Source organism: Pseudomonas sp. (assembly GCF_032058845.1).
In the GTDB taxonomy this organism is placed as follows: domain Bacteria; phylum Pseudomonadota; class Gammaproteobacteria; order Pseudomonadales; family Pseudomonadaceae; genus Aquipseudomonas.
Genome location: NZ_DAMCCR010000065.1, coordinates 1 through 24483 on the forward strand (window position 1 = coordinate 1; position 24483 = coordinate 24483).

Sequence of the window (24483 nt, forward strand, 5' to 3'; positions counted from 1 at the left end):
CCAAGTTCTTCATCTTCACCCAGGCCAGCGGCCTGATCATGCTGGTGGCGATCCTCGGTCTGGTGCTGTTCAACTACAACACCACCGGCGTGCTGACCTTCAACTACAGCGACCTGCTCAAGGCCGAACTGCCGTCGGGCGTCGAATACCTGCTGATGCTGGGCTTCTTCATCGCCTTCGCGGTGAAGCTGCCGGTGGTCCCGTTCCACTCCTGGTTGCCTGACGCTCACGCCCAGGCGCCGACCGCTGGTTCGGTCGACCTGGCCGGTATCCTGCTGAAGACAGCGGCCTACGGCCTGCTGCGCTTTGCCCTGCCGCTGTTCCCCAATGCCTCGGCGGAGTTCGCGCCGATTGCCATGACCCTGGGCCTGATCGGTATCTTCTACGGCGCCTTCCTGGCCTTCGCACAGACCGACATCAAGCGCCTGATCGCGTTCTCCAGCGTCTCGCACATGGGCTTCGTGCTGATCGGTATCTATTCGGGCAGCCAGCAAGCGCTGCAAGGCGCCGTGATCCAGATGCTCGCCCACGGTGTCTCGGCGGCGGCGCTGTTCATCCTCAGCGGCCAGCTGTACGAGCGCCTGCATACCCGTGACATGCGCCAGATGGGCGGCCTGTGGCACCGCATCGCTTACCTGCCAGCCATCAGCCTGTTCTTTGCGGCGGCTTCCTTGGGCCTGCCGGGCACCGGCAACTTCGTCGGTGAGTTCCTGATCCTGATCGGCAGCTTTGCCACTGCCCCATGGTTCACCGTGATTGCCACGACAGGGTTGGTGTTCGGCTCTGTGTACTCGCTGATCATGATTCACCGCGCCTACTTCGGTCCGTCCAAGGGCGATACCGTGCTGGCCGGCATGGACGGCCGCGAGCTGACCATGGTGCTGGGCCTCGCGGTCCTGCTGATCGTGCTGGGCGTGTACCCGCAGCCGTTCCTCGACACTTCTGCCGCCACCATGAGCGGTGTGCAGCAGTGGCTCGGTTCCGCTTTCACTCAACTCGCTTCGGCCCGGTAAGAGCGCTATGGAATTCACCACACAACACTTCATCGCACTGGCGCCGATGCTCATCACCACGATCACCACGGTCGTGGTGATGCTGGCGATCGCCTGGAAGCGCAATCATTCACAGACCTTCCTGCTGTCCACCATCGGCCTGAACCTGGCCCTGCTGTCGATCATCCCGGCCATGAAAGTCGCCCCGTTGGCGGTGACCGGCCTGATCACCATCGACTACTTCGCCTGCCTGTACATGGCCCTGATGCTGGTGGCGACACTGGCCTGCGTGACCCTGGCCCATGCCTACCTGGGTGAAGGCGCCACGGGCTACCCTGGCAACCGCGAAGAGCTGTACCTGCTGTTGCTGATGTCGGCCCTGGGCGGCCTGGTGCTGGTCAGCGCCAACCACCTGGCCGGGCTGTTCATCGGTCTGGAGCTGCTCTCGGTGCCGGTCTACGGCCTGGTGGCCTACGCGTTCTTCAACAAGCGCTCGCTGGAAGCCGGCATCAAGTACATGGTGTTGTCGGCCGCAGGTTCGGCGTTCCTGCTGTTCGGCATGGCGCTGCTCTATGCCGACGCCGGCAGCCTGAGCTTCGCGGGCATCGGCAAGGCTCTGGCCAGCACCGGTATGCCAAGCCTGCTGGCGCAACTGGGCCTGGGCATGATGCTGGTGGGCCTGGCCTTCAAGCTGTCGCTGGTGCCGTTTCACCTGTGGACCCCGGATGTCTATGAGGGCGCCCCGGCGCCAGTGGCCGCGTTCCTGGCAACCGCCAGCAAGGTGGCAGTGTTCGCCGTGGTGGTACGCCTGTTCATGCTCTCACCTGCTGCCAGCAGTGGCGTGCTGAGCACCGTACTGGCGGTGATTGCCGTTGCATCGATTCTGGTTGGCAATCTGCTGGCGCTGACCCAGAGCAACCTCAAGCGTCTGCTGGGTTACTCCTCGATCGCGCACTTTGGCTACCTGCTGATCGCGCTGGTCGCGAGCAAGGGCCTGGCCATGGAAGCGATGGGCGTGTATCTGGTCACCTATGTGATCACCAGCCTGGGCGCATTCGGCGTCATCACCCTGATGTCTTCGCCCTATGCGGGGCGTGATGCCGATGCACTCTATGAGTACCGCGGGCTGTTCTGGCGTCGTCCTTACCTGACGGCCGTGCTCACCGTGATGATGCTGTCGCTGGCCGGTATTCCGCTCACTGCGGGCTTCATCGGCAAGTTCTACATCGTCGCCACCGGCGTGCAGTCGCAACTGTGGTGGCTGGTGGGTGCCTTGGTGATAGGTAGCGCCATCGGCGTCTACTACTACCTGCGTGTGATGGTGACGCTGTACCTCGCTGAACCGAACCTGCGTCGTCACGATGCCCCGTTGAAGTGGGAGCAGCGCACCGGTGGCGTGATGCTGCTGGCCATTGCCATCCTGGCATTCGTCCTAGGTGTCTATCCGCAACCACTGCTCGATCTGGTGCAGCAGGCGGGTCTGCCACTGCTCGGCTGATGGCTGAACTGCAGACACAAAAACACCCCGCCTTGGCGGGGTGTTTTGTTTTCGGAAGTCACGCCTGCGCCGCTGCGCCGTCCGCGTCCTTGGTCAGCGCGGCCCGGCGCAGCTCGCGGTCAGCCTTGGGCAGTCTGACCTCGGGGTTGGGCATGCCGCTGGGCGAAAGCTCGTGAGTCATCTCGAACTCGGCACGCACCGACCAACCGCATGCCTCGGCCGAGCACTGCAGATAGGCGATACGCAAAAAAATGTGTTTGCCTTCACTGGTCCGGATGCGCATCCGACTATGGCAATGCGGACAGACCAGTTTGTAGGCGCTCACAGCCCGCTCCAGCAAGTGACTGATTCTGTTCCCCGAGGATGTAAGTAAAATCCGCAATGTGTGTCAGTATTCTCGACTACTGTAAGGGTAATTTTCATGTTGTCGACGCTCATGCCAGAAGTTCTCAATCAATCATAAGACCAGTATTTGTAACGAGTAGTTTACGCTCAGAAAAGACCGTTAACTAGTCATGGATATTCATTATGAGTAACACTCCTCTAAGCCTAGTACTCACCCGCTTGAAGCTATTAACCCGTGCGCAGAGCGATGCTCAGCTATCCAGGACATTGCAGATCAGCCCGCAAACGCTAAGCAGCTGGAAGGTCCGCGACAGCGTGCCATACGCACTTTGCGTAGATATAGCGCGCGCTTATGCGTGCTCTCTCGACTGGCTACTGCTGGGCGAAGGCGAACCGCAGCGCGCACCTGCCACGCTCGAGGAGTGGGAAACAGGCATGCTGGCGCAACTGCGCACCCTCACGCTGCCCGACCGCGAAGCCATCCTGCTTCAGGTGAAGGACAAACAGCGCTTGCAACAATTGGAGCAGCAGGTTCAGGCCCTCAACGAACAGCTGATCGCTGTGCAGCGCTGACGTCCGTGGACACGCGGTGACACTACGGCATAGCTACGCCAGCGTGTCACTGCGCATCAACCCCGTCGCTTCCAGCGCTGGAGCAGCTCCTGCAGGTCCAGACCGTCCAGCCAGACCATGATTTTCAAGCTGATCGGGATCACCACCACGGCCGCCGAAAAGGCGGCCATGCCACCTGCCAGCATCGGCGCAAGGCTGACGATCAGGGGTTCAAACAGGCATCCCACCCCTGTGCTCAACACCATCAGCACCACGCTCTTGCGTACAGAGCGGCGCGAGCCAGCACCGAGCATCAGCCATACCTTCATGCGCCCACGCGCCAGGCTGACCAGCAATGCACCCAACATCGCGCCGTACAGCACTTGTACCTCCATGCCCAGACATTGCGCGATGGCCTGCTTGCACGCCTGCACCAGCGAATCATCAATCATGGACCACCTCCGGCGGCCCCGTCTGCGCACATGAGGTGTGGGCCAGCGCACAGCGCGTCGCACGTTTCAGGCATTCACGGTAGCAGCGCGACAACACCCGCCCAGGGGCATGCGCGGCGATGTCCTCCAGGCGTTTGAACCCGCGATCGCGCAGCACCCGACGCCACTGGGCGAACTCTCGCGCCGCGGTGATGGCCGCGCTGCGCGCCGCCAGTTGCAACTGCGCGTCGGTGACCGATTCATCCAGACCCAGCTGGCCGCGCAACGCGTGCAACTCAGTGCGCGGCCAGAACGGATCGTGATCATCGGCGTAGCGCGCCCCCGGCCTCAGGCACGTCGCCGGGTCGCTTGCTTCAGCGTTCATCCTTCATCTCCTCAGGATCACCCAGCAGGTCATAGCGAATGGCCTTGATGACTGCCGCCACACGCGTTTCAACGTCGAATTTGCGCAGCAGGTTGCCGACATGAAAATTCACTGTGGACTCCTTGCAGCCCAGGATCTGCCCGATCTCCCACGACGTCTTGCCGTAGGCGCACCAGAGCAGCACCTGCTGCTCTCGGGGGGTGAGGCGAATGGCCGAAGGGTCTTGCCGGTCAGGAGTGACGGTTTGAGCTGTGTACATTGTGGGGCTCCGCAAGCATGTGGGCCGTTCCCGGCAGCCCGGGTTGGCGAAGGTTGTACCTTACGAAGCGGCTGGCGCTGCTTCCACGCGCTGCACTTGTAAAGCGTGTGGCGACAAGAACGTCTTCTGGGGGCCACGGCGCACGTGAATGAAGAACAACCGTGCTTCGCAGCCCGTTACGTGCGTCTCAACGCGATTGTCCGTGTGCTTATCGATTGGAGTTGCTCGATGCATCCCGCCCTACCCTTCGCCCGCTGCCTGAGCGTTCTGGCCCTGCTACCGGCTGCCGCCAGCGCCGCCGATCCCGCACCTGTGGAACTGGGCCAGGTGGTCATCACCGAATCGAGCAGCGACACCGAGCGCGCTGCTGCGCGCCTGCAGGCGCAGCCCGGCGCCAGCAACCTGATCGACCTCCAGCAGGTCGAACAGGGGCGCGTGTCGAGCAATCAGGATGTGCTGGCCTATCAGCCGGGCGTATTTGCCCAGTCAGCCGGCAATGAAGGCATCAAGCTGTCGATTCGTGGCTCTGGCATCAACCGCGCGCCGGGCGCCCATGGCTCCGGGGTGTACGCCATGTTCGACGGCCTGCCGCTGACCGGCCCTGGGGGTACGCCCTATGAGTTGCTGGAGCCGTTGTGGCTGAATCGGGTCGAAGTGCTGCGCGGGGCCAATGGCATGCAGCACGGCGCACTGGCCCTGGGCGGCGCGATCAACTACATCACCCACACCGGCTTCGACGCAGCGCCCTTGCAGGTGCGCTACGAAGTGGGCAGCCGTGGCTACAGCCATCGCCAGGTCAGCTCGGGCCAGGTGATCGGGGACCTGGACTATTACCTCGCCCTGACCGACATGCACTACGACGGTTACCAGACCCACAGCAGCGGCAGCGCCAAAGGCCTGGCCGCCAACCTTGGCTACCGCTTCAACCCGAACCTGGAGACTCGCTTCTACCTGCGCTACCGCGAAACCGACAACGATCTGGCCGGACGCCTCACCCAGCAACAGATCCGCCATGACCCGCGTGCCGCCAATCCGGTCTACCTGCGCCGTGACGCCAGCCGCCCGCAACCGGGCAGCACCTGGCTGGCGAACAAGACCACCTACAGGTTCGACGACGATTCCAGCCTGGTCGCCGGGCTGGTCTATCACGACTTCCCCATGGACCTGCGCGAAGGCCCCAACCGCCTGAAGGTGGCCTACAGCGACATCAGCGGCACGCTGGATTACCAGCGCCGCGATACCCTGGCCGGCCATGAGAGCGAGACCCGCGTCGGCTGGCGCACCAGCAAGCACTTGCCCAACACCGGCGCCTCCGAGTTCGTCCGGGTGCCGGAGCCTGCCAACGGCATGCGCCCGGTCGGCACGCGCACGCGTGACTTCAGCTATCAGGGTTCGGACACCGTGCTGCACGCCAGCAACGACCTCGAGCTGATCCCCGAGCTGTGGCTGAGCACCGGCCTGGCCCTGCTCTACACCCGCCGCGAGAGCGATGTCAGTTACCCGGCCCAGGGCGGCAAGGTCAGCCAGCACGATTGGGACTACGCCCCGCGCATCGGCCTGCGCTATGACATCGACCCTGCCCTGCAGGTCTACGGCACCCTCAGCCGCTCGGTCGAACCGCCGCACCCGTGGGCCTTGATCTGGAGTTCGCCGCCCGTTGCCGGCGGGCAGATTCAACCGATCGAGATGCAGAACCAGACCGCCACCACCCTGGAACTGGGCGCACGTGGCGACTCGACCCTGGGCCGCTGGGACGTGGCCTGGTACTACGCCCAGGTCAGGCATGAACTGCTGGCGGTCGAACTGGTGCCGAACATCAGCACGGCGGAGTTCAACGCCAGCCCAACGGTCCATCAAGGCATCGAAGCAGGCCTCGACAGCACGCTCTGGCAAGCGCGTGATGGCGGCCGACTCGGTCTGCGTCAGGCCTACACCTACAGCGACTTCCACTACCGCGATGACCCACGCTTTGGCAGCAACCGCCTGCCGGGCCTGCCGGTGCACTACTACCAGGGCGAACTGCGCTATGACTGGCCGAGCGGCCTCTACGTCGCGGGCAATACTCAGCTCGCGTCGAAGGTGCAGGTCGATTACGCCAACAGCCAGCACGCCACGGGCTATGCCACCTTCGGCGCGCGCCTGGGCTGGAATTCGCCCAAGCAGGACTGGCAGACCTGGCTCGACCTGCGCAACCTCGCTGACGAACGCTATGCAGCCACCGTGACGCCGGGCTTCGATGACAAGGGCCAGGACATCGCGCGCGCGACCCCGGGTGAAGGTCGCGCGGCCTATGTCGGCGTGTCATACAGCTTCCAGTAAAAAAAAGGCCCGAACCGGTACGCCGGTTCGGGCCTGGGATGGCGCAACGATCAGTCCGGCAGGTTCACCTTCGGCTGGTTGTTCGAGAAGATCGCCCAGCTGGAAATGAACAGCGCGGCGATCAACGGGCCGATCACGAAACCATTGAGGCCGAACACCGCCATACCGCCCAGCGTCGAGACCAGGATCAGGTAGTCCGGCATCTTGGTGTCCTTGCCGACCAGCAGCGGGCGCAGCACGTTGTCCACCAGGCCGATCACCAGCACGCCATAGGCGGTCAGGACGATGCCTTGCCAGAACATCCCCGTGGCCAGGAAATACACCGCCACCGGCCCCCAGACGATGCCGGCACCCACGGCCGGCAGCAGCGAGAGAAACGCCATCAGCACGGCCCAGACCAGGGCACTGGGGATATCGAGGATCCAGAAGATGATCCCGCCCAGCGCGCCTTGGGTGATGGCCACCACCAGGTTGCCTTTGACGGTCGCGCGCACCACACGGTTGAATTTCAGCTGCAGACGGCGCTTCTGCTCTTCGGGCAGCGGCACGCACTGGCGTATCTTGCGTGCCGTTTCCGGCCCTTCACGCAGGAAGAAGAACAGGATGTACAGCATGATGCCGAAACTGACGATGAAGTCGAACGTGCCCTGGCCGAAGCTGAACGCCTGAGTCGCCAGGTACTGGCTGCCCTGGCTGGCGAACTGGGTGATCTTCGCGCGCAGGCCGTCGAGGTTGCCGACACCTAGGCGATCCAGGCCGTTCTGGGCGAAGGTGGGCAGCATGTTCTTGGCGTGCTCGAGGTAGCCGGCGATGTCCAGGTTGCCGCTCTGGATACGCTGGTACAAGGACGCGCCTTCCTGCACCAGCAGGCCGCTGATGACGATCACGGGCAGGATGGCGATGGTCAGACAGATGAACAGCGTGGCACCGGCAGCGAGGTTGCGACGCTTGTTGAAACGCATGAGCATCTTGCGCTGCATGGGGGTAAAGATGATCGCAAGCACCACGGCCCAGAACACCGCGCCGTAGTACGGCAGCAAGATCCAGATGAAGGCAATGGTGACCGCGGCGAGCAACACGGTCAGCGCCTTGTTCTGCAGTACAGTTTCGTTCATGAAGTTTCCTCGAGAATTCACCCCTTTAGTGCACGGCGATCTGGCAAAAGTGCCGTTGATGCAGATCAATACTGCGCAGCGTCTCGCGCCTTAGCATTCGCGCCTTTTGCCAGGTGCGCCATGACCCTTCCCGCCAAGCCCGAATTGCTGGCTCCCGCCGGCTCACTGAAGACCTTGCGCTACGCCTTCGCCTATGGCGCCGACGCCGTCTACGCCGGCCAGCCGCGTTACAGCCTGCGGGTACGCAACAATGATTTTGACCACGCCACCCTCGCCCAAGGCATCGAGGAGGCACACGCACTGGGCAAGCGGCTGTACGTTGTGGTCAACATCGCGCCGCACAACGCCAAGCTGAAAACCTTTCTCAAGGACGTGGCACCGGTGATCGCCATGGGCCCGGATGCGCTGATCATGTCAGACCCCGGGTTGATCATGCTGGTGCGCCAGCACTTTCCGGACATGCCGGTGCACTTGTCGGTGCAGGCCAACACCGTGAACTGGGCCAGCGTACGCTTCTGGCAGCAACTGGGGCTGACACGGGTGATTCTGTCGCGCGAGCTGTCGCTCGAAGAAATCGCGGAAATACGCCAGCAGGTGCCCGACATGTCGCTGGAAGTGTTCGTGCACGGCGCCTTGTGCATGGCTTATTCGGGGCGTTGCCTGTTGTCGGGCTACCTCAACCGACGCGACGCCAACCAGGGCAGCTGCACCAACGCCTGTCGCTGGAAATACCAGGCCAGCGAAGCCACCGAGAACGTCACCGGCGAGATCGTGCGCGAAGTCGATCCGACCCTGGGCCTGGGTGCGCCTACCGATCAGGTGTTCCTGCTGCAGGAAAGCAGCCGTCCTGAAGACGACATGCCGGCCTTCGAGGACGAGCACGGCACCTACATCATGAATGCCAAGGACCTGCGCGCCGTGCAGCATGTGCAGCGCCTGGCCGAAATGGGTGTGCACTCGCTGAAGATCGAAGGGCGCACCAAGTCGCACTTCTATTGCGCCCGCGCGGTTCAGGCCTATCGTCAGGCGATCGACGATGCCGCCGCCGGCAAGCCGTTCGACCACACCCTCATGGACAACCTCGAATCGCTCGCCCAGCGCGGCTACACCGAGGGTTTCCTGCGCCGCCACGTGCATGACGAATACCAGAACTATCTGCGCGGCAATTCGCAGTCCGAGCGCCAGCAGTTCGTGGGTGAACTGACGGGCGCACGTGTCGACGGGCTGGCCGAGGTCAGGGTGAAGAACCGCTTTGCAGTGGGCGATCATCTGGAGCTGATGACCCCGCGCGGCAACTACCCTTTCGACCTGCACCGCCTGTTCGACCGCCAGCAGCAGGCGATCGAGGTGGCGCCGGGGGATGGCCATGTGGTGTACCTGCCGATTCCCGAAGGCGTGTCACTGGAATTCGGCCTGCTGATGCGTGACCTGCGAACCTGACCGTTTCGTCATCTGCCGCTCAGGTTGCTGTCAGTTGCCCACGGTGACAATCACCCTGTTGAGCCCTATGCTCGGTCACCCGCCGCGCGGGGCTCGCTCATCCTTGCGTCCGGAGGCGCCTTGACCATGCTGCGCAAACACCTGCTGACCCTCACTCTGCTTGCCGCTGCCGGCCTGACCCAGGCCGCTCAGACCATCGATGTGTACCGCGACCCCAACTGCGGCTGCTGCAAGCACTGGATCAGCCACCTGCGAGACAACGGCTTCACCGTCAACGACCACGTCGAACCGCAGATGAGTGCGGTGAAACAGCGCCTGGGCGTGGCGCCGCGCCTGGCCTCATGCCATACCGCGGTGATCGACGGCAAGTTCGTCGAAGGCCATGTGCCGGCCGAACAGATCCACGCGCTGCTCGCCCGTGATGATTTGAAGGGCATCGCGGTGCCGGGCATGCCGATCGGCTCGCCGGGCATGGAGATGGGTGATCGCCAGGACGCTTATCAGGTCATCGGCCTGACCCACGATGGCCAGGATGTGCCGGTCGCACAGTACTGATGCTGGTATGGACGGCGCTGTTCTTCAGCGCCTTCGGGGCTGCCACACTGCTGCCGTTGCAGTCGGAGGCCGTGCTGGCAAGCCTGCTGCTACGCCAGCCCGAAGCGTGGGTGGCGCTGGTGCTGGTAGCCACCGCGGGCAACGTGCTGGGGTCATGGGTGAACTGGTGGCTGGGCCACCTGCTCGACCGGCTGCGGCACCGGCGCTGGTTTCCGTTCACTGCCGGGCAACTGGAACGCGCCCAGCAGCGCTACCGGCGCTGGGGCTGCTGGTCGTTGCTGCTGAGCTGGATGCCAGTGATCGGCGATCCACTGACGTTGATCGCCGGCATCCTGCGTGAGCCGCTCTGGCGTTTCCTGCTGCTGGTCACGCTGGCCAAGGCCGGTCGCTACCTGGTGGTGGCGATGATTACCCTGGGCGTATTCACGACCCGCTGACCGTTCAGGCGAAGCGCTGCAATTGCATCTCGAGCAAGCGGCTCAAGGTGCGCTGGTAGGGAAACGCCAGGTAACCCTCGGTGTACAGCTGCGTCAGCGGGACCTCGGCTTCCAGGTACAGGGCCACGCGGCGGTCATAGCATTCGTCGACCAGCGCGATGAACCGACGCACGCTGTCGTCCTTTGCAGCCAGCGTGGGCAGCATCCGGTCGCCTGCGGCCACCCGTTGCGGCCCGTCCTCGGTGCCGCGGGCTATGCGGCCGGCCTGCTGCACCCCGCTCAGGCACGGCACTCCTTGCAGCAAAATGGCCGTGAACTGGTCGCACAATGCCATGAACTCGAGGGCGCCCAGCGGTTGCGTACACAGCTCATCGAAATGGCACCAGACCACGCGCGGGGCACGCCCGATGACCGTGATCGTCCGAGCGCCAACCGTCAGTGCTTGAGCGCTGCACGGCTGGCCGGCACTGAGGCGCGCGAACACGGCCTGCAAAGCCGTGGGCTGGCCGGGCGGGGTGACCCAGTAGCGCTGGCAGGCAGCCCCGGGGTGCAGACGATGATCCTGCTCACCGTCTACGGCCTGGATCCGCATGTGTTGCTGCATGGCCGTGATCGCCGGCAGAAAGCGTTGCCGATTGAAGCCCTCGCTGTAGAGCTGCTCGGGTGGCTGATTGGAGGTCGCGACCAGCACGACACCGTGGGCGAACAGCGCCTGGAACAGCCGCCCCAGCAACATTGCATCGCCAATGTCGCTGACGAACAACTCGTCGAAGCACAGCACGCGAATGTCTTGGGCCAAGGTGCGCGCCAAGGCGCTCAGGGGATCGGCGGTGCCGCTGAGCTGAAACAGCCGCTGGTGGACCCAGGCCATGAAGTGATGAAAGTGCTGGCGGCGCGCGGGTACGCTCAGGGCACTGTAAAACAGGTCCATCAACCAGGTCTTGCCCCGGCCTACCGGGCCCCAGAGGTACACGCCCTGGCTGGGCGAACCCTGCTGCAGGCGCTCGAAGCAGGCCTGCAGGGCATCGACCGCACGGGCCTGGGCGGCGTCCGCGACGATCTCGCCGCGGGCAAGGGCCGACTGGTACTGGATGAGTGGGGCTGGCATCGGCATGACTTGGGAAAACCCCTGGCTTACGCGTGGCGCCCAGGCACCACGACCTGAAAAGCGACAGACACGAAAAACCTCACCGTCAGCATGTGCCGAAGGCGAGTGAACTGTGCATGTGGATAGCTATGCGTGTAGATAATGGCAGGGGCGGCTGGATTCGAACCAACGCATGGCAGGATCAAAACCTGCTGCCTTACCGCTTGGCGACGCCCCTGTATCGATTCGGCGGGTCGAGTGACTGCCGGATTGACGCTTCCTGCTGGATGACAACTGTGTTGCCGAGGAATGCGTGGCACTTTATCAACAAAGGTCGGCACTGGGAAGCCTTGCTCGAAAAAAAATTCCAGAAAACAGCGAGTTACCAGCCAGGCACGATCTGCACAAGCTGCAACTCACCGTTCATCGGTTTTCCTGGCCGCTTCGCTTAACAACGGCGCGTTTCATCATTCCAACCCTTTAACCGACTCAGGTACCCATCAGGAGGATGTCATGCCCGTCTCACATGATCTGTATCAGGATCTGCAGTACCCCCGCGAAATCGTTCAGCAACGCCGCCAATCGGATGCCGACCTCGATCGCCTTCTGGACGACTACGTCGACATCGACAACCAGGTGCTGGCAGCCGAATCGATCTCCGCCGGCAATTATGTCGATGAAGACCTGCGTCACTTGAAGGAACGGCGCCTGGCCGTGAAGTACATGATCGAGAAGCAATTGACCCGCAAGGTCTGAACGGTCGCCGCGCAGCGCGCGCCGTGGACGCCGGACAGCTCTGTCTCTGGTCGCTCGAACGGAGGTCGGGCTGTGTGAAGCGCGCGATAGCGCCCGTTTATCCTGGGCCACCGCGGTCCATGGCGCAGCCGCATGGGCGGCACGGCATCCACACCACACGCTGCGCGTCGTGAGGAGGCCGAGTCGCAGTGTGCCCGGTCGATTGGCCCTGGCGCCCGGGTATCGCTATGATGCCGCCCTCTCCCGCTACCTGGCCCTTGGCCCATGCACAGCCTTGATGACCTTCGCGCCGGCCGTCTGCTCGGCGTCACCCGCCTCGACCTCAGCGCGCAACTGCGCCACTTTCCGTCAGAGATCTTCGCGCTGGCCGACAGCCTGGAAGTCCTCAACCTGACGGGCAACCAGCTGACCGAGCTGCCGGCAGATCTGCACCGTCTGCACCGCCTGAAGGTGCTGTTCTGCTCGGACAACCTGTTCACCGAACTGCCCGAAGCCGTCGGCGCCTGCGCGCAGCTGGAAACGGTCGGCTTCAAGAGCAACCGCATCTGCCAGGTGAGCGCAAACGCGTTGCCCGCCGCGCTGCGCGCCTTGATCCTGACCGACAACCTGATCGAAACGCTTCCCGAGACGCTGGGCCAGTGCCAGCACCTGCAAAAACTGATGCTGGCCGGCAATCGCCTCACTGCCCTGCCCGAAAGCCTCCAGCAGTGTCAGCGGCTGGAGTTGCTGCGCATCGCCAGCAACCGCCTGACTGCCCTGCCCGGCTGGCTGCTGCAGCTGCCGCGCCTGGCCTGGCTGGCCTATGCCGACAACCCCCTGCCGCGCGGCTTTCAACCGCCGCACCAAGCGGCTGCCTGCGCGCGCATCGAGTGGTCGGCGCTGACCCTGGAAGGTGAGCTGGGCCGCGGCGCTTCGGGTGTCATTCATGCCGCCCGGTGGACGGCGCAAGCCGCGCCGGTGGCGGTCAAGGTCTACAAGGGAGCGATCACCAGCGATGGCTCGCCCCAGGCTGAAATGACGGCCTGCCTGGCGGCCGGTGACCATCCGCACCTGGTTCAGGTGGCCGGCCGGGTGGACGATCATCCCGAGCAGCTGCCCGCGCTGGTCATGCAACGCATCCCCGCGCAATGGCACAACCTGGCCGGCCCGCCGACGCTGGACAGCTGCACACGCGATCACTATGGCCCAGGCCCGAGGCTGACCCTGCCAGCCTTGCTGCGCCTGGCCGAGGGCATCGCCTCGGTGGCTGCGCACCTGCATGGCCGCGGCATCAACCACGGCGACCTGTATGGCCACAACATCCTCTTCCAGGAGGCCAGCGGCCAGTGCCTGCTGGGCGACTTCGGCGCAGCGTCGTTCTATCCGCCGGGCGGCGCCTTGCAGGCACTGGAAGTGCGCGCTTTCGGCATTCTGCTGCAGGAGCTGCTGACGCTTGGCGCGCATGCACATGGCCCCCTGCACGTCATGGCCGAACGCTGCGTGCAGCCGGCCGTCGCGCTGCGCCCGTGCTTCGCCGATCTGGCCGCCGAGCTGCACCAGCGGCTGACTGCCAGCGCCCACTGACCCCTCGCCCGCGAGCCCCCATGGACATCGATCAGGCCCGAACCTTTCTACAAATCATCCGCTGCGGCAGCCTGGTCGCTGCGGCGGAGCAGCTGTTCGTCTCGCAAACGGCGATCACGGCGCGGGTGCAGCGCCTGGAGCAGCACCTGGGCTGCAAGCTGTTCCTGCGCGGGCGCAGCGGCGTGAGCCTGACCGTCGACGGAGAAGCCTTCGTTCCCTACGCTCACCAGCTGGTGCAAACCTGGGAGGCGGCCCGTCGCGAGTTGCCACTGCCGACGGGGCAGCGTCAGCGGCTGCACCTGGGTGCAGAAGTAAGCCTGGGTAATCCGCTGTTGCTGGAATGGGTCAGCGCCTTGCATGACGCGCAGCCCGAGCTGAGCTTGCGCAGTGAAGTGGGTGACGGCGAGTCCCTGCTGCGCAAGGTCGAGGCCGGCCTGCTGGACGCGGCGTTGGTGTATCAGCCCAGCTACGGGCCCGGGCTGCAGGTTGAACAGTTGCTGGAGGAAAAGCTGGTCCAGGTGCGCCGGGTCGGCCGCCATGCACCCTACCTCTACATCGACTGGGGCGAGACCTTCCGCCGCCAGCATGATGCGGCGCTGCCAGACTGCGCCCGGGCGGCGCTGTCGTTCAATCTGGGGCCGCTGGCCCTGCAGTTCATTCTCGAACGCGGCGGCAGCGGCTACTTCCGCACCCGAGTGGTGCAGGCCTACCTCGACAGCGGCGTGCTGGAGCGCGTGCCGCACGCACCGGAATTCACCTACCCGACGTTTCTCGTCTATCCGCGCAAGGACGACAACCCCGCGCTGCAGCACGCCCTGCAGATGCTGCGCAGGTTGGTCGAGGGCGGCACCAGTGACTGGTCACAGCGCTGGGACCCGCTCGCCTGAGGCGGCCGACCGGGCGCTGAGCAGATGCCGTTTGAGGCCGGCGAGCAGGTCGGTCTGGGTAATCATCCCGATCAACCGCCCGCCCTCCAGCACCGGCAGGCAGTGCAGGCCCTGCTCACACAACAGCGGCAGCAGGTGCTGCAACGGCTCGTCACTGGCCACGCTGACCACGCGCCGGCTCATGATCTGCGCCAGGTGTACGGGTTGCCGGGCAAACGGCCGGCGCCAGCTGAAACGGCTGCGGGCCATGGCCGGGGCGACCAGGTCACTGAGGCTGACGATGCCGACCAGCTGGCCCGCGTCGAGCACCGGCAACGTCTTCAGATGATGGCTCGACAGCTGCGCCCAAGCCTGTTCAAGGGTGGTGTGCGGCGTCGCGAACTGCACGTCCCGGGCCATCACCGAGGCCGCACTGAGGCCGCCCAGGCTGCGGCGCAGCGCTTGCTGCTCCGTGGCCTGGATGATGCGCTCCAGCTCGTCGCGGCTGACGTCGACGTATTCGCCCAAGGCCTCCAGCGCCTGATCGAGATCATCACCGGTGACCCCGACCCGCTCACCGGGCGGCGGGTCGAGCGTCTGGTGCGGGTCTTTGCGCGGCGGCGCCTTGGGGTAGCGCACCCCGGTCAGGCCGTTGTAGGCCACGGCCACCGCCAGCAGGATCAGCACGTTGAGCAACACAGGCTCGAGCAGGTGATCACCCAGCGCAACCATGCCAGGATCGGCCAGCACGGCGGTTACCGCCACGGCCCCGCCCGGCGGGTGCAGGCAGCGCAGCAGGCACATCACCACCAGCGACATCCCCAGCGCGGCACCTGCAACCCATAACTCGCTGCCCAGACCGTGGCGCAGCAGCAGCCCTGTGAGGCACGCCGTGGCGTAGCTGCCGAAGACCGGCCAGGGTTGCGCCAGCGGCCCGGAGTGTACTGCGAACACCAATACAGCCGACGCCGCCAAAGGGCCCAGTAGATGCAACGCAATCCCCGGACCGAAGGCCAGGCTGCACAGGTAGCCGGCGAGAAACAGCGCCAACGCCGCGCCGAGACTGGCGCGCAGCCACTGCCTGGGTGGGAGGTGCAATGAAGGGGGCAGAACGCGCTGCAAAAAACTCAGAGCTTTGGGCATGGGTCACGGATGGTAATGGTTGAAGCGAGGGGCACGGCGAACTCAGGCAGGTCGGCGAGCGTGGATGGCGGCGCGGCGAGCGCAAGGCGCTCCGGCGTGCCAGGCAGTTTGACGCAGCGCGCACGCGGCAGCCAATTCAAAAGAGTGCTGGTTGGCTGCAGTTTTATTGCAGTGCCAAGGCCGATACGCTGTTCATGGGCCGCCGTCAGGGCATGCGCCGGGGCAGCTCGACACTGACCCTCAAGCCGCCCAGCGGGCTCTGCAGCAAGACCATCTGCCCATCCCAGGCCTCGACGATATCGCGCACGATCCCCAGGCCCAAGCCGTGTCCGGCCACCTGCTCATCCAGGCGCGAGCCGCGTTCGAGCACCTGTTCGCGCGCCGCTTGCGCAATCCCCGGGCCGTCGTCATCGACCCACAACCGGTAGCCGGCCTCCTGCTCGACGATGCCCAGGCGCACCTCGCTGTCGGCCCACTTGCAGGCGTTGTCCAGCAGGTTGCCGAGCAGTTCGAGCAGGTCTTCGCGGTCCCAGGGTAGCTGCAGGCCCGCTGGGGTGTCGCGCGCCAGAATCAGGCCTTCACCGTGGATCATGCCCAATGTCGCCAGCAGACCGGGCAGCTCGGCATCGCAGTCGAACTGCGCGCCGGGCAGTGCATCACCGGCCAGGCGAGCACGGTTGAGTTCGCGGGTGAGGCGTTGGCGAATCTGCTCCAACTGCTCATGCATCTGGGTGCTGATCTGCGGCGCGGCGCGCACGTGCTCGCTGCTGGCCAGGCTGACCAGCACCGCCAGCGGCGTCTTCAAGGCATGGCCCAGGTTGCCCAGGGCATTGCGCGAGCGGCGCAGGCTGTCTTCGGTGTGCGCCAGCAGGTGATTGATCTGCGTCACCAGCGGCTCCAGCTCGACCGGCACCTGGCTGTCGAGCTGCGAGCGCTGGCCTTGCTGCAATTGCGCGATCTGCTGGCGCGCCCGTTCCAGCGGGCGCAGCGAGCGGGTCACGGTGATGCGCTGCAGCACCAGGATCAACAGCAGGGCGACCAGGCCCAGGCCCAGGCCGATCTGTTGCATGCGGCGAAAGCCTTGCCGTACGGGGGTGTAATCCTGGGCCACGCTGATCGAGATGTTCTGCCCCAGACGCCGGTAATCGGCCCGGTGGATCAACAGCTGCTGGCCCTCGGGGCCCAGCTGCTGACTGTCTTCCAGGCCTGGACTGGTGGGGCGCGGCATGTCCACGTCCCACAGCGAACGGGAACGCCAGTGGCCCTGGGCGAAGTCGATGCGAAAGTAGTAGCCGGAAAACGGCCGGTGATACGCCGCGGCAACCCTGCGCTCATCCAGCGCAATGCCCGTGGAGCCACGCACCAGTGCGGCCAGCAGGTTTTCACTTTCCTTGCGCAGCCCCGCTTCGAGGTAGCGTTGCAGGCCTGCCTCGAACAGCCACAGGGTCGACTGCGCCAGCACCAGGCCAACCACCACCAGCACGGCAACCAGGCCGACGCTCAGGCGCCCCTGGATCGACTTCAAGCGCCGCTCCCTGCGTACAGGTAGCCCTGACCGCGGCGGGTCTCGATGACGCTGCGGCCCAGCTTGCGTCGCAAATGGTTGACGTGCACTTCGAGCACATTGGAATCACGCTCGGTTTCGCCGTCGTACAGGTGTTCGGCCAGATGGCTTTTGGAGAGGATCTGTTGCGGATGCAACATGAAGTAGCGCAGCAGACGAAATTCAGCCGCCGTGAGCTGGATCTCTACGCTGTCGCGGATGATGCATTGGCGACGCTCGTCCAACTGCAGGCCGGCCGCTTCCAGACTGGGCTGGTTGGCCAGGCCGCGGGCACGGCGCAACAGCGACTGGATACGCAGTTGCAGCTCTTCGGGGTGAAAGGGTTTGCTCAGGTAATCGTCGGCACCGGCCTTCAGGCCCTCGACGCGTTCGGCCCAGGAGCCGCGCGCGGTGAGCACCAGCACCGGGATGTGCAAGCCGGCGGCGCGCCATTGCGCCAGAACCTCCAGCCCGGGCAGCCCCGGCAGGCCGAGGTCCAGGATGATCAGGTCGTAGGGTTCGCTCTGGCCCTGATACACCGCATCACGGCCATCGGCCAGCCAGTCCACGGCATAGCCTTGGCGCTGCAACGCGGCGCTCAGCTCATCGGCCAGGGGCACGTTGTCTTCAACCAGCAACAGGCGCATTCAATCGTCTTCCTCGTCTTTGAGCAGCGCACCGGTCGCGGCATCGAACTTGATTTCACGCACTACCCCTTCGGGGGTCAGGATTTCCACTTCGTATTCATAACGGTCATGTTCCTCTTCGAGCTCGGCCTCCAGCAAGCGCGCCCCGGGGTAACGCCCCAGGGCAGCTTCGAGCAATCGCTCAAGGGGCACGATGGTGCCCCGGTGCCGCAGTTCGAGCGCTTCGTCCTGGTCCAGGTCACGACCGACCGCCAGGGTGCTGGCGGCCAGTAGTATCAGGCCCAGAAAGCGGACGGGCCGGGCCAGGGGTTGCATCAGTTGTCCTTTTCGTCCTTCAGCACTTCACCGGTCTTGGCATCGAGTGCCACGTCCCACTCGACGTTGCTGGTGTCGCGCAGGTCGACCTTGTAGATGTAGCGGCCGTACTCGTTTTCCAGCTCGCTGTCGGTAACGGTGGCGCCAGGGTGCTTGGCGACGGCAGCGGCCTTCAGCTCCTCGAGGGACTTGATGGTCTTGTTGCCAACCAGCTTGACCACTTCATCGGGTTGTACGTCTTTGGCGAAGGCAGCAGCGCTACCGAAAGTCAGGGCGGCGGCGGTGAACAGGGCAGTCAAAGTTTTCATGGGTGTACTCCGTTGGGTCTCAAAGTTGTCTACGCAATCAACACTACTGCCGCGGGCTTAATTGAACCTGAAAAGCGCTGGCGCCATGATAGCGCAGCGCAGTGCCCACAGCTGCGGGCTTGGACCGTGCCTGGGGGCGATCTGCTTCATCGTCGTGCCACAGCGCCCACCGTGTGCGCGAACCACCCTGTCCGCCCATCCAGCTTGGATGCAAAGCCAGTACCGCCTCGGCGCCGGTCAGTAGTAGCGTCCCGCCTTCAATGAATGGCTCCAGCCCCGGGTAAACACCGGCGGGCTGGGGTGCTGTCGACCTGGGAGGTCAAATGGAACGTGTACAAGCTATCGACCAAACGGCATTGGACGAGGCACTGATTGCGTTTGCCCGCTACAAGATTGGAGAAATACGCATTTTCGACCTGGAGCGTGCCATGAGTTTCGAGGCGGGCCAGGCCCTTGCCGACAGTGGTCTGGTACGGTTCTCGATCGCCAGAATGGTGTCGGGGCGCTACCGCATCAGCGACGAAGGGGAGAACGCCATCACACCGTCTGGACGGGAGCGCCTGGAGGCGCTCCGCGGCTGACAGCCATTCTTGCCTGTCTGCCTGACCTCGGCGTCGGGCAGGCCGGCTCAGGCGCCCGGCGCGCCGCCTGCAACGATCAGGCACGCTCGACACTGGGCGCAGAATCCGCCGGCCCCTCAGGCAAAACAGGTTAAGATGCGCGCACCGTCGGGCACCTGACGCCGAACCCGCCGTGCTTGCTGCACGAGCGCCCGGCTGCCAATGGCCACCCATCGCCAGCAGCAGCCCCTGGCAACGCTCCCGACGCCCACACCCTTCTTCACAGCGATACAGGTCCACCCGTGGAAATCTTCAAAGAGTTCACCTTCGAATCGGCTCATCGCCTGCCCAATGTTCCTGCCGGCCACAAATGCGGACGCCTGCATGGCCACTCGTTCAAGGTCGCCCTGCACCTGACCGGCCCGCTTGACCCGCACACCGGCTGGATCCGCGACTTCAGCGAAATCAAGGCCGTCTTCAAGCCGATCTACGAGCAGCTCGATCACAACTACCTCAATGACATTCCAGGCCTGGAAAACCCCACCAGCGAAGTCATCGCGCAGTGGATCTGGAACCAGGTCAAGCCTCTGCTGCCCGAGCTCTCCAAGGTGCGCATCCACGAAACCTGCACCAGCGGTTGCGAATACACCGGCGACTGAAGGGGCGCCTCGACACACCCAAGCCCCCCCCACGACAGGCATCGCGGCGAGGCCTGTTCAGGTGCGCTCGAGACGACGCGTGCGCACGATTGCGACGGTCGGCACTGACTCAGGGCTTGGCGGCCCCTGTCCTGATCACGTTCAAGGCGATGAAGCCCTCGCTGCCGTGGTCTTCGTTGAGGTAGGGAAAGCCGCCCTCGTACACCCGCTTGACTGACTTGCCGTGCAGGCTGACCAGCTTGATCCCGTAGTACCAGATGCCAGTCCTCAGCGCGTCGTCCGGCAGGCCTTCCAGCCGCCAGAGCATGCTGCCGTCGGCCAGCGCATCATGGCCGACCGGCTCACTGGTTTCGTACAAGCCCAGGTAGCCGTTGCGGCTGACGTCCAGCCGCCAGTTGGCGTAGGTCCAGTGATGATGCAGGTCATCGACACCGGCGGCGCGGATTTCGTAGTCGGGCTCACCGTTGGTTGCATAGCAGCCCAGCCAGAACTGCGTGGCGAACTTGCGTCGCGACAGCACGTAGTCGGCAACCGCGTGGTTGGTGAAGTCATCGTGCCCCGCATGCAGCCAGCCTTCGGCAGCCCAAGGGGTATCACCGTTGCGCACCGCGCCGATGCGTCGCAGTTGGCTGGCATCCTCTTGCCCGGCGTTCATTTCCGTGGGTTGCCAGTACAGCCGGGCCAGCATGCTTTTTTCAGGAGTGAAACGATAGAAGCTCATGGTCAGTCGCCTTTGCTGCAAATGGACAAAGGCGATCCTAGCCAGGCGCACCTGGCAAGGTCAGCGGGAAACAGGGTCCTGTTCCAGGGCATCCTGAAGAAAACCTGGCGCGATGTAGCGTTCGTAGTGGGCTTCGGACAGCAGGAAGAACTCGCGGTCGATGGCATCGCGCAACTGCGGCAGTTCCCACTCGCGAAATTCCGGGAGCAGGGCAATGCCGTAAGCGTCAAGGTCACGGATCATGCGCGCGCCGCGAGCGATCAGCTGGTAGGCCCAGCAGTATTCGGACTGGCGCACGACGAAACGGATGGCGCGCTGTTCGAGCTGCAGGCGCAGGCGCGCCTTGTCGAACACCTCGAGCTTGGCCATCATCACCTGCACCAGCAACTGCTCCAGGCGCAGCCAGACAGCGCGCTTGGCGTCTTCGTCGTAGGCGTTCCAGTGAATGACTTCATGGTGAAAACGCTTGCAGCCGCGGCACACGATGTCGCCATAGACGGTGGAGCAAAGGCCGACGCAGGGGGTTTTGATGGACTTGCTGGACATGGCAGAACAACAGCTGGGCGGTGGTACACGGCGCCATGTTAGCCCTTTGTCTAACCAGGGTCACCCGCTAAAGTCATGTGCCCAGCCTTACCCTCGAGGCGTTTTTACCGTAGAATCATCCGGCCTTTTCCAAGGCAACCATGTCCGTTGGAAGCTGTTTTCAAAGCGTCACGAGCACAGTCAATCCGGTAGAACGGCGTTGGCGCAACCGCTGCTCTCGAGCAGGCGGCGCGCCAACCCCTCATCAGCCTTCCGTTCTACAGGCGTAAAACTTTGAAAACAGCTTCTGCAAGGATTTCCAGCGTTCCTGGCCTGGCGGCCCACAAAGCCGTCGCTGCGCAGCCTTGCTGGAAGCCTGGATGAGCGTCCCGGACTCCCTTTTGGGACCACTGATGAGGGTAATAACTGTGCTTGAAGCCTACCGCAAACACATCGAAGAGCGTGCCGCCCTGGGTATCGTGCCCCAGCCGCTGAACGCCGAACAAACCGCAGGCCTGATCGAGCTGCTGAAGAACCCGCCGGCCGGCGAAGAAGCCTTCCTCCTTGAACTGATCACTGACCGCGTACCACCAGGCGTCGACGAAGCCGCCTACGTCAAGGCCGGTTTCCTCTCTGCCCTGGCCAAGGGTGAAGCCCAATCTCCACTGATCGACCGCAAGCATGCCACCCAGCTGCTCGGCACCATGCAGGGCGGCTACAACATCGCGACCCTGGTCGAGCTGCTCGATGACGCCACCCTCGGCGCCGTCGCGGCCGAACAGCTCAAGCACACCCTGCTGATGTTCGATGCCTTCCACGATGTCGCCGAAAAAGCCAAGGCTGGCAACGCCAACGCCAAGGCCGTGCTGGAATCCTGGGCCGCGGGCGAGTGGTTCACCAAGCGTCCGGCCATCGCCGACAAGTACACCCTGACCGTATTCAAGGTGCCTGGCGAAACCAACACCGACGACCTCTCCCCTGCCCCAGACGCCTGGTCGCGCCCGGACATCCCGCTGCACGCCCTGGCCATGCTGAAAATGGCCCGCGACGGCATCGAGCCCGAGCAACCCGGTTCGGTCGGCCCGCTGCAGCAGATCGCTGACGTGCGCGCCAAAGGCTTCCCGGTCGCCTACGTCGGTGACGTGGTCGGTACCGGTTCATCGCGTAAATCGGCCACCAACTCGGTGCTGTGGTTCTTCGGCGACGACATCCCCAACGTACCGAACAAGCGTGCAGGCGGCTTCTGCTTCGGCACCAAGATCGCCCCGATCTTCTACAACACCATGGAAGACGCCGGCGCCCTGCCGATCGAGTTCGACTGCACCGACCTGAACATGGGCGACGTCATCGACGTTTATCCGTACAAGGGTGAAGTGCGTCGCCACGACAGCGACGAGCTGGTCACCACCTTCGCCCTGAAAACCGAAGTGCTGCTCGACGAAGTGCGCGCTGGCGGCCGTATCCCGCTGATCGTCGGCCGCGGCCTGACCGACAAGGCCCGTGCCGAGCTGGGCCTGGGTGCTACTGACCTGTTCAAGCTGCCAGAAGCCCCGGTCGACACCGGCAAGGGCTATACCCTGGCGCAGAAAATGGTCGGTCGCGCCTGCGGCCTGCCGGAAAACGAAGGCGTGCGCCCCGGCACCTACTGCGAACCGAAGATGACCACCGTCGGCTCCCAGGACACCACTGGCCCGATGACCCGCGACGAGCTGAAAGACCTGGCCTGTCTGGGCTTCTCCGCTGACCTGGTCATGCAGTCGTTCTGCCACACCGCGGCCTATCCGAAGCCGATCGACGTCACCACCCACCACACCCTGCCTGACTTCATCCGCACCCGTGGCGGCGTTTCGCTGCGCCCAGGCGACGGCATCATCCACAGCTGGCTGAACCGCATGCTGATGCCCGACACCGTCGGCACCGGCGGCGACTCGCACACCCGCTTCCCGATCGGCATCTCGTTCCCGGCCGGTTCCGGCCTGGTCGCCTTCGCCGCGGCTACTGGCGTGATGCCGCTGGACATGCCCGAGTCGATCCTGGTGCGCTTCAAAGGCAAGCTGCAGCCTGGCATCACCCTGCGTGACCTGGTCCACGCCATTCCGTACTACGCCATCCAGAACGGCCTGCTGACCGTCGAGAAGAAAGGCAAGAAGAACGCCTTCTCCGGCCGCATCCTCGAGATCGAAGGCCTGGACGAACTGACCGTCGAACAAGCCTTCGAGCTGTCCGATGCCTCGGCCGAGCGTTCGGCGGCGGGCTGCACCATCAAGCTGCCGGAAAAGGCCATCGCCGAGTACCTGCAGTCGAACATCACCCTGCTGCGCTGGATGATCGGCGAAGGCTACGGCGACCCACGCACCCTGGAGCGCCGCGCGCAAGCCATGGAAGCCTGGCTGGCCAACCCTGAGCTGCTGTCGGCTGACGCTGACGCCGAGTACGCTGAAATCATCGAAATCGACCTGGCCGACGTCAAGGAGCCTGTGCTCTGCGCGCCGAACGACCCGGACGACGCTCGTCTGCTGTCGAGCGTTCAAGGCGAGAAGATCGACGAAGTGTTCATCGGCTCGTGCATGACCAACATCGGCCACTTCCGCGCTGCCGGCAAGCTGCTGGAGAAGGTCAAGGGCGGTATTCCGACCCGTCTGTGGCTGGCTCCGCCAACCAAGATGGACGCCCATCAGCTGACCGAAGAAGGCTACTACGGCATCTACGGCAAGGCTGGCGCGCGCATGGAAATGCCAGGCTGCTCGCTGTGCATGGGTAACCAGGCACGTGTGCAGACCGGTTCGACCGTGGTCTCCACCTCTACCCGTAACTTCCCCAACCGTCTGGGCGATGCCACCAATGTCTATCTGGCCTCGGCTGAGCTGGCAGCGGTCGCTTCGATCATCGGCAAGCTGCCGACCGTCGAGGAGTACATGGGCTACGCCAAGGACATCGACAGCATGGCCGCCGACGTCTACCGCTACCTGAGCTTCGACCAGATCGCGGAATTCCGCGACGCGGCAGAAGCGGCGAAGATCCCGGTGGTACAGGCGTAAGCCAACCGCAGTCACGCAATACGAAAAAGCCCCGGCAGCGATGCCGGGGCTTTCTCGTTTCAGGAATTCTCGATGCTGCACAGGGCGATCTGAGCGTGATGAGCACGATCGAGCGGCTATTGCCGCGATGGCCGGCGCAGCCGGCCTGATTCAGCCGCCGCGCACCGGCAGGCTGACCTAGGTTGCAGCCTTGGGTCGGCTGCGCCGGCCATCGCGGCTAAGCGGAGACGCCGGATCGGCGGTTCCCACATCGGACGCATTAGGCTGCCGAAATACAAGAAAGCGCGGTCCGTGTGGGAGCCTACTGTCTTTCGCTAAGGGCTGACAAACGGTCGGATCAGGCGTTTTCAACAGCAACGCGGATCGCGTTTTGTGGGAGCGGCTTTAGCCGCGATGGGCGGCGCAGCCGACCCAGGGCTGCAAC

At 64.2% G+C, this 24483-nt stretch carries 26 protein-coding genes and 1 tRNA gene; 13 read left to right on the top strand and 14 right to left on the bottom strand.

The features are described 5' to 3' along the window. Both RT028_RS13375 and nuoN read left to right on the top strand, forming a co-directional pair. A partial coding sequence (locus RT028_RS13375; protein WP_312935522.1) for an NADH-quinone oxidoreductase subunit M occupies positions 1–1013 on the top strand: 1013 nt, incomplete at its 5' end. 7 nt (positions 1014–1020) lie between these two features. Further along, positions 1021–2490, top strand: coding sequence for an NADH-quinone oxidoreductase subunit NuoN (gene nuoN / locus RT028_RS13380; protein WP_312935523.1), 1470 nt, complete (start codon positions 1021–1023; stop codon positions 2488–2490). A 58-nt stretch (positions 2491–2548) separates the two neighbouring features. Here the strand turns inward: nuoN and RT028_RS13385 are convergent, their stop codons facing one another. Continuing rightward, positions 2549–2815, bottom strand: a complete 267-nt coding sequence (locus RT028_RS13385; protein ID WP_312935525.1) for an ogr/Delta-like zinc finger family protein — start codon at positions 2813–2815, stop codon at positions 2549–2551. A 203-nt stretch (positions 2816–3018) separates the two neighbouring features. Here RT028_RS13385 and RT028_RS13390 point away from each other — a divergent pair, with 203 nt between their 5' ends. Continuing rightward, positions 3019–3408 (top strand): helix-turn-helix domain-containing protein, encoded by a 390-nt coding sequence (locus tag RT028_RS13390; protein WP_312935527.1) that lies wholly within the window; start codon positions 3019–3021, stop codon positions 3406–3408. Positions 3409–3464: 56 nt separating this feature from the next. On the opposite strand, the gene RT028_RS13395 is transcribed toward RT028_RS13390, so the two are convergent. From RT028_RS13395 to RT028_RS13405, 3 genes are read right to left on the bottom strand one after another with little or no spacing between them, the layout of a single operon-like run. Beyond that, complete coding sequence (locus RT028_RS13395) at positions 3465–3839, bottom strand: hypothetical protein (RefSeq protein ID WP_312935528.1); 375 nt, start codon at positions 3837–3839, stop codon at positions 3465–3467. Then, positions 3832–4203, bottom strand: coding sequence for a head completion/stabilization protein (locus RT028_RS13400; protein WP_312935530.1), 372 nt, complete (start codon positions 4201–4203; stop codon positions 3832–3834). The genes RT028_RS13395 and RT028_RS13400 overlap by 8 nt, the downstream gene beginning before the upstream one ends. Further along, entirely contained in the window at positions 4193–4462 is a 270-nt protein-coding gene (locus tag RT028_RS13405; RefSeq protein ID WP_312935531.1) for a helix-turn-helix domain-containing protein, read from the bottom strand. Before RT028_RS13405 ends, RT028_RS13400 begins: the two co-directional genes overlap by 11 nt. A gap of 228 nt (positions 4463–4690) precedes the next feature. Between RT028_RS13405 and RT028_RS13410 the strand changes: the two genes are divergently transcribed. Beyond that, on the top strand, positions 4691–6781 hold the full coding sequence (locus tag RT028_RS13410) for a TonB-dependent receptor domain-containing protein (RefSeq protein ID WP_312935532.1): 2091 nt from the start codon (positions 4691–4693) through the stop codon (positions 6779–6781). 50 nt (positions 6782–6831) lie between these two features. Here the strand turns inward: RT028_RS13410 and RT028_RS13415 are convergent, their stop codons facing one another. Continuing rightward, positions 6832–7896 (bottom strand): AI-2E family transporter, encoded by a 1065-nt coding sequence (locus tag RT028_RS13415; RefSeq protein ID WP_312935534.1) that lies wholly within the window; start codon positions 7894–7896, stop codon positions 6832–6834. A 120-nt stretch (positions 7897–8016) separates the two neighbouring features. On the opposite strand from RT028_RS13415, the gene yegQ reads away from it, so the two are divergent. From yegQ to RT028_RS13430, 3 genes are all read left to right on the top strand, one after another. Next, on the top strand, positions 8017–9336 hold the full coding sequence (yegQ, locus tag RT028_RS13420) for a tRNA 5-hydroxyuridine modification protein YegQ (RefSeq protein ID WP_312935535.1): 1320 nt from the start codon (positions 8017–8019) through the stop codon (positions 9334–9336). Positions 9337–9462: 126 nt separating this feature from the next. Beyond that, positions 9463–9891, top strand: a complete 429-nt coding sequence (locus tag RT028_RS13425; protein WP_312935537.1) for a DUF411 domain-containing protein — start codon at positions 9463–9465, stop codon at positions 9889–9891. Continuing rightward, on the top strand, positions 9891–10328 hold the full coding sequence (locus RT028_RS13430; RefSeq protein WP_312935538.1) for a YqaA family protein: 438 nt from the start codon (positions 9891–9893) through the stop codon (positions 10326–10328). Before RT028_RS13425 ends, RT028_RS13430 begins: the two co-directional genes overlap by 1 nt. Positions 10329–10332: 4 nt before the next feature. On the opposite strand, the gene zapE is transcribed toward RT028_RS13430, so the two are convergent. Beyond that, positions 10333–11442: a cell division protein ZapE gene (zapE, locus tag RT028_RS13435; RefSeq protein WP_409567253.1), complete on the bottom strand. Its 1110-nt coding sequence runs from the start codon at positions 11440–11442 to the stop codon at positions 10333–10335. Positions 11443–11578: 136 nt separating this feature from the next. Beyond that, positions 11579–11653 (bottom strand) — tRNA-Gln (locus RT028_RS13440). Between the two features lie 275 nt (positions 11654–11928). Here RT028_RS13440 and RT028_RS13445 point away from each other — a divergent pair. The 3 genes from RT028_RS13445 to RT028_RS13455 all read left to right on the top strand — a co-directional run bounded on the left by RT028_RS13445 (position 11929) and on the right by RT028_RS13455 (position 14621). Further along, positions 11929–12171 (top strand): hypothetical protein, encoded by a 243-nt coding sequence (locus RT028_RS13445; protein ID WP_312935541.1) that lies wholly within the window; start codon positions 11929–11931, stop codon positions 12169–12171. A 264-nt stretch (positions 12172–12435) separates the two neighbouring features. After that, a complete protein-coding gene (locus RT028_RS13450) occupies positions 12436–13734 on the top strand; it encodes a leucine-rich repeat-containing protein kinase family protein (protein ID WP_312935542.1) in 1299 nt (432 codons plus the stop codon). Positions 13735–13754: 20 nt separating this feature from the next. Beyond that, a complete protein-coding gene (locus RT028_RS13455) occupies positions 13755–14621 on the top strand; it encodes a LysR family transcriptional regulator (RefSeq protein WP_312935544.1) in 867 nt (288 codons plus the stop codon). Here the strand turns inward: RT028_RS13455 and RT028_RS13460 are convergent. The 5 genes from RT028_RS13460 to RT028_RS13480 form a co-directional block, all read right to left on the bottom strand. Further along, on the bottom strand, positions 14595–15743 hold the full coding sequence (locus RT028_RS13460) for an HPP family protein (protein WP_312935545.1): 1149 nt from the start codon (positions 15741–15743) through the stop codon (positions 14595–14597). The genes RT028_RS13455 and RT028_RS13460 overlap by 27 nt on opposite strands. Positions 15744–15948: 205 nt before the next feature. Continuing rightward, positions 15949–17268 carry a sensor histidine kinase gene (locus RT028_RS13465; protein ID WP_312935547.1) on the bottom strand — a complete coding sequence of 440 codons (1320 nt, stop codon included), beginning with the start codon at positions 17266–17268 and terminating at the stop codon, positions 15949–15951. Continuing rightward, positions 17265–17933 (bottom strand): response regulator transcription factor, encoded by a 669-nt coding sequence (locus RT028_RS13470; RefSeq protein ID WP_312935549.1) that lies wholly within the window; start codon positions 17931–17933, stop codon positions 17265–17267. Before RT028_RS13470 ends, RT028_RS13465 begins: the two co-directional genes overlap by 4 nt. Further along, on the bottom strand, positions 17934–18248 hold the full coding sequence (locus tag RT028_RS13475) for a PepSY domain-containing protein (protein ID WP_312935551.1): 315 nt from the start codon (positions 18246–18248) through the stop codon (positions 17934–17936). It lies immediately after the preceding gene. Next, positions 18248–18556 carry a PepSY domain-containing protein gene (locus tag RT028_RS13480; protein WP_312935552.1) on the bottom strand — a complete coding sequence of 103 codons (309 nt, stop codon included), beginning with the start codon at positions 18554–18556 and terminating at the stop codon, positions 18248–18250. The genes RT028_RS13475 and RT028_RS13480 overlap by 1 nt, the downstream gene beginning before the upstream one ends. Before the next feature lie 323 nt (positions 18557–18879). Between RT028_RS13480 and RT028_RS13485 the strand changes: the two genes are divergently transcribed. Further along, positions 18880–19137, top strand: coding sequence for a hypothetical protein (locus RT028_RS13485; RefSeq protein WP_312935554.1), 258 nt, complete (start codon positions 18880–18882; stop codon positions 19135–19137). Between the two features lie 281 nt (positions 19138–19418). Further along, the gene (gene queD / locus RT028_RS13490; RefSeq protein ID WP_296268603.1) at positions 19419–19775 is read left to right on the top strand and encodes a 6-carboxytetrahydropterin synthase QueD; all 357 of its coding nucleotides are present in this window, start codon (positions 19419–19421) and stop codon (positions 19773–19775) included. 109 nt (positions 19776–19884) lie between these two features. Here queD and RT028_RS13495 read toward each other — a convergent pair whose 3' ends face one another. Beyond that, positions 19885–20496 (bottom strand): hypothetical protein, encoded by a 612-nt coding sequence (locus RT028_RS13495; RefSeq protein ID WP_312935556.1) that lies wholly within the window; start codon positions 20494–20496, stop codon positions 19885–19887. Between the two features lie 60 nt (positions 20497–20556). Next, positions 20557–21042, bottom strand: a complete 486-nt coding sequence (locus RT028_RS13500) for a DUF1289 domain-containing protein (protein ID WP_312935558.1) — start codon at positions 21040–21042, stop codon at positions 20557–20559. A 407-nt stretch (positions 21043–21449) separates the two neighbouring features. Between RT028_RS13500 and acnB the strand changes: the two genes are divergently transcribed. Then, positions 21450–24059 carry a bifunctional aconitate hydratase 2/2-methylisocitrate dehydratase gene (gene acnB / locus RT028_RS13505; protein WP_312935559.1) on the top strand — a complete coding sequence of 870 codons (2610 nt, stop codon included), beginning with the start codon at positions 21450–21452 and terminating at the stop codon, positions 24057–24059. Positions 24060–24483 lie beyond the last annotated feature (424 nt).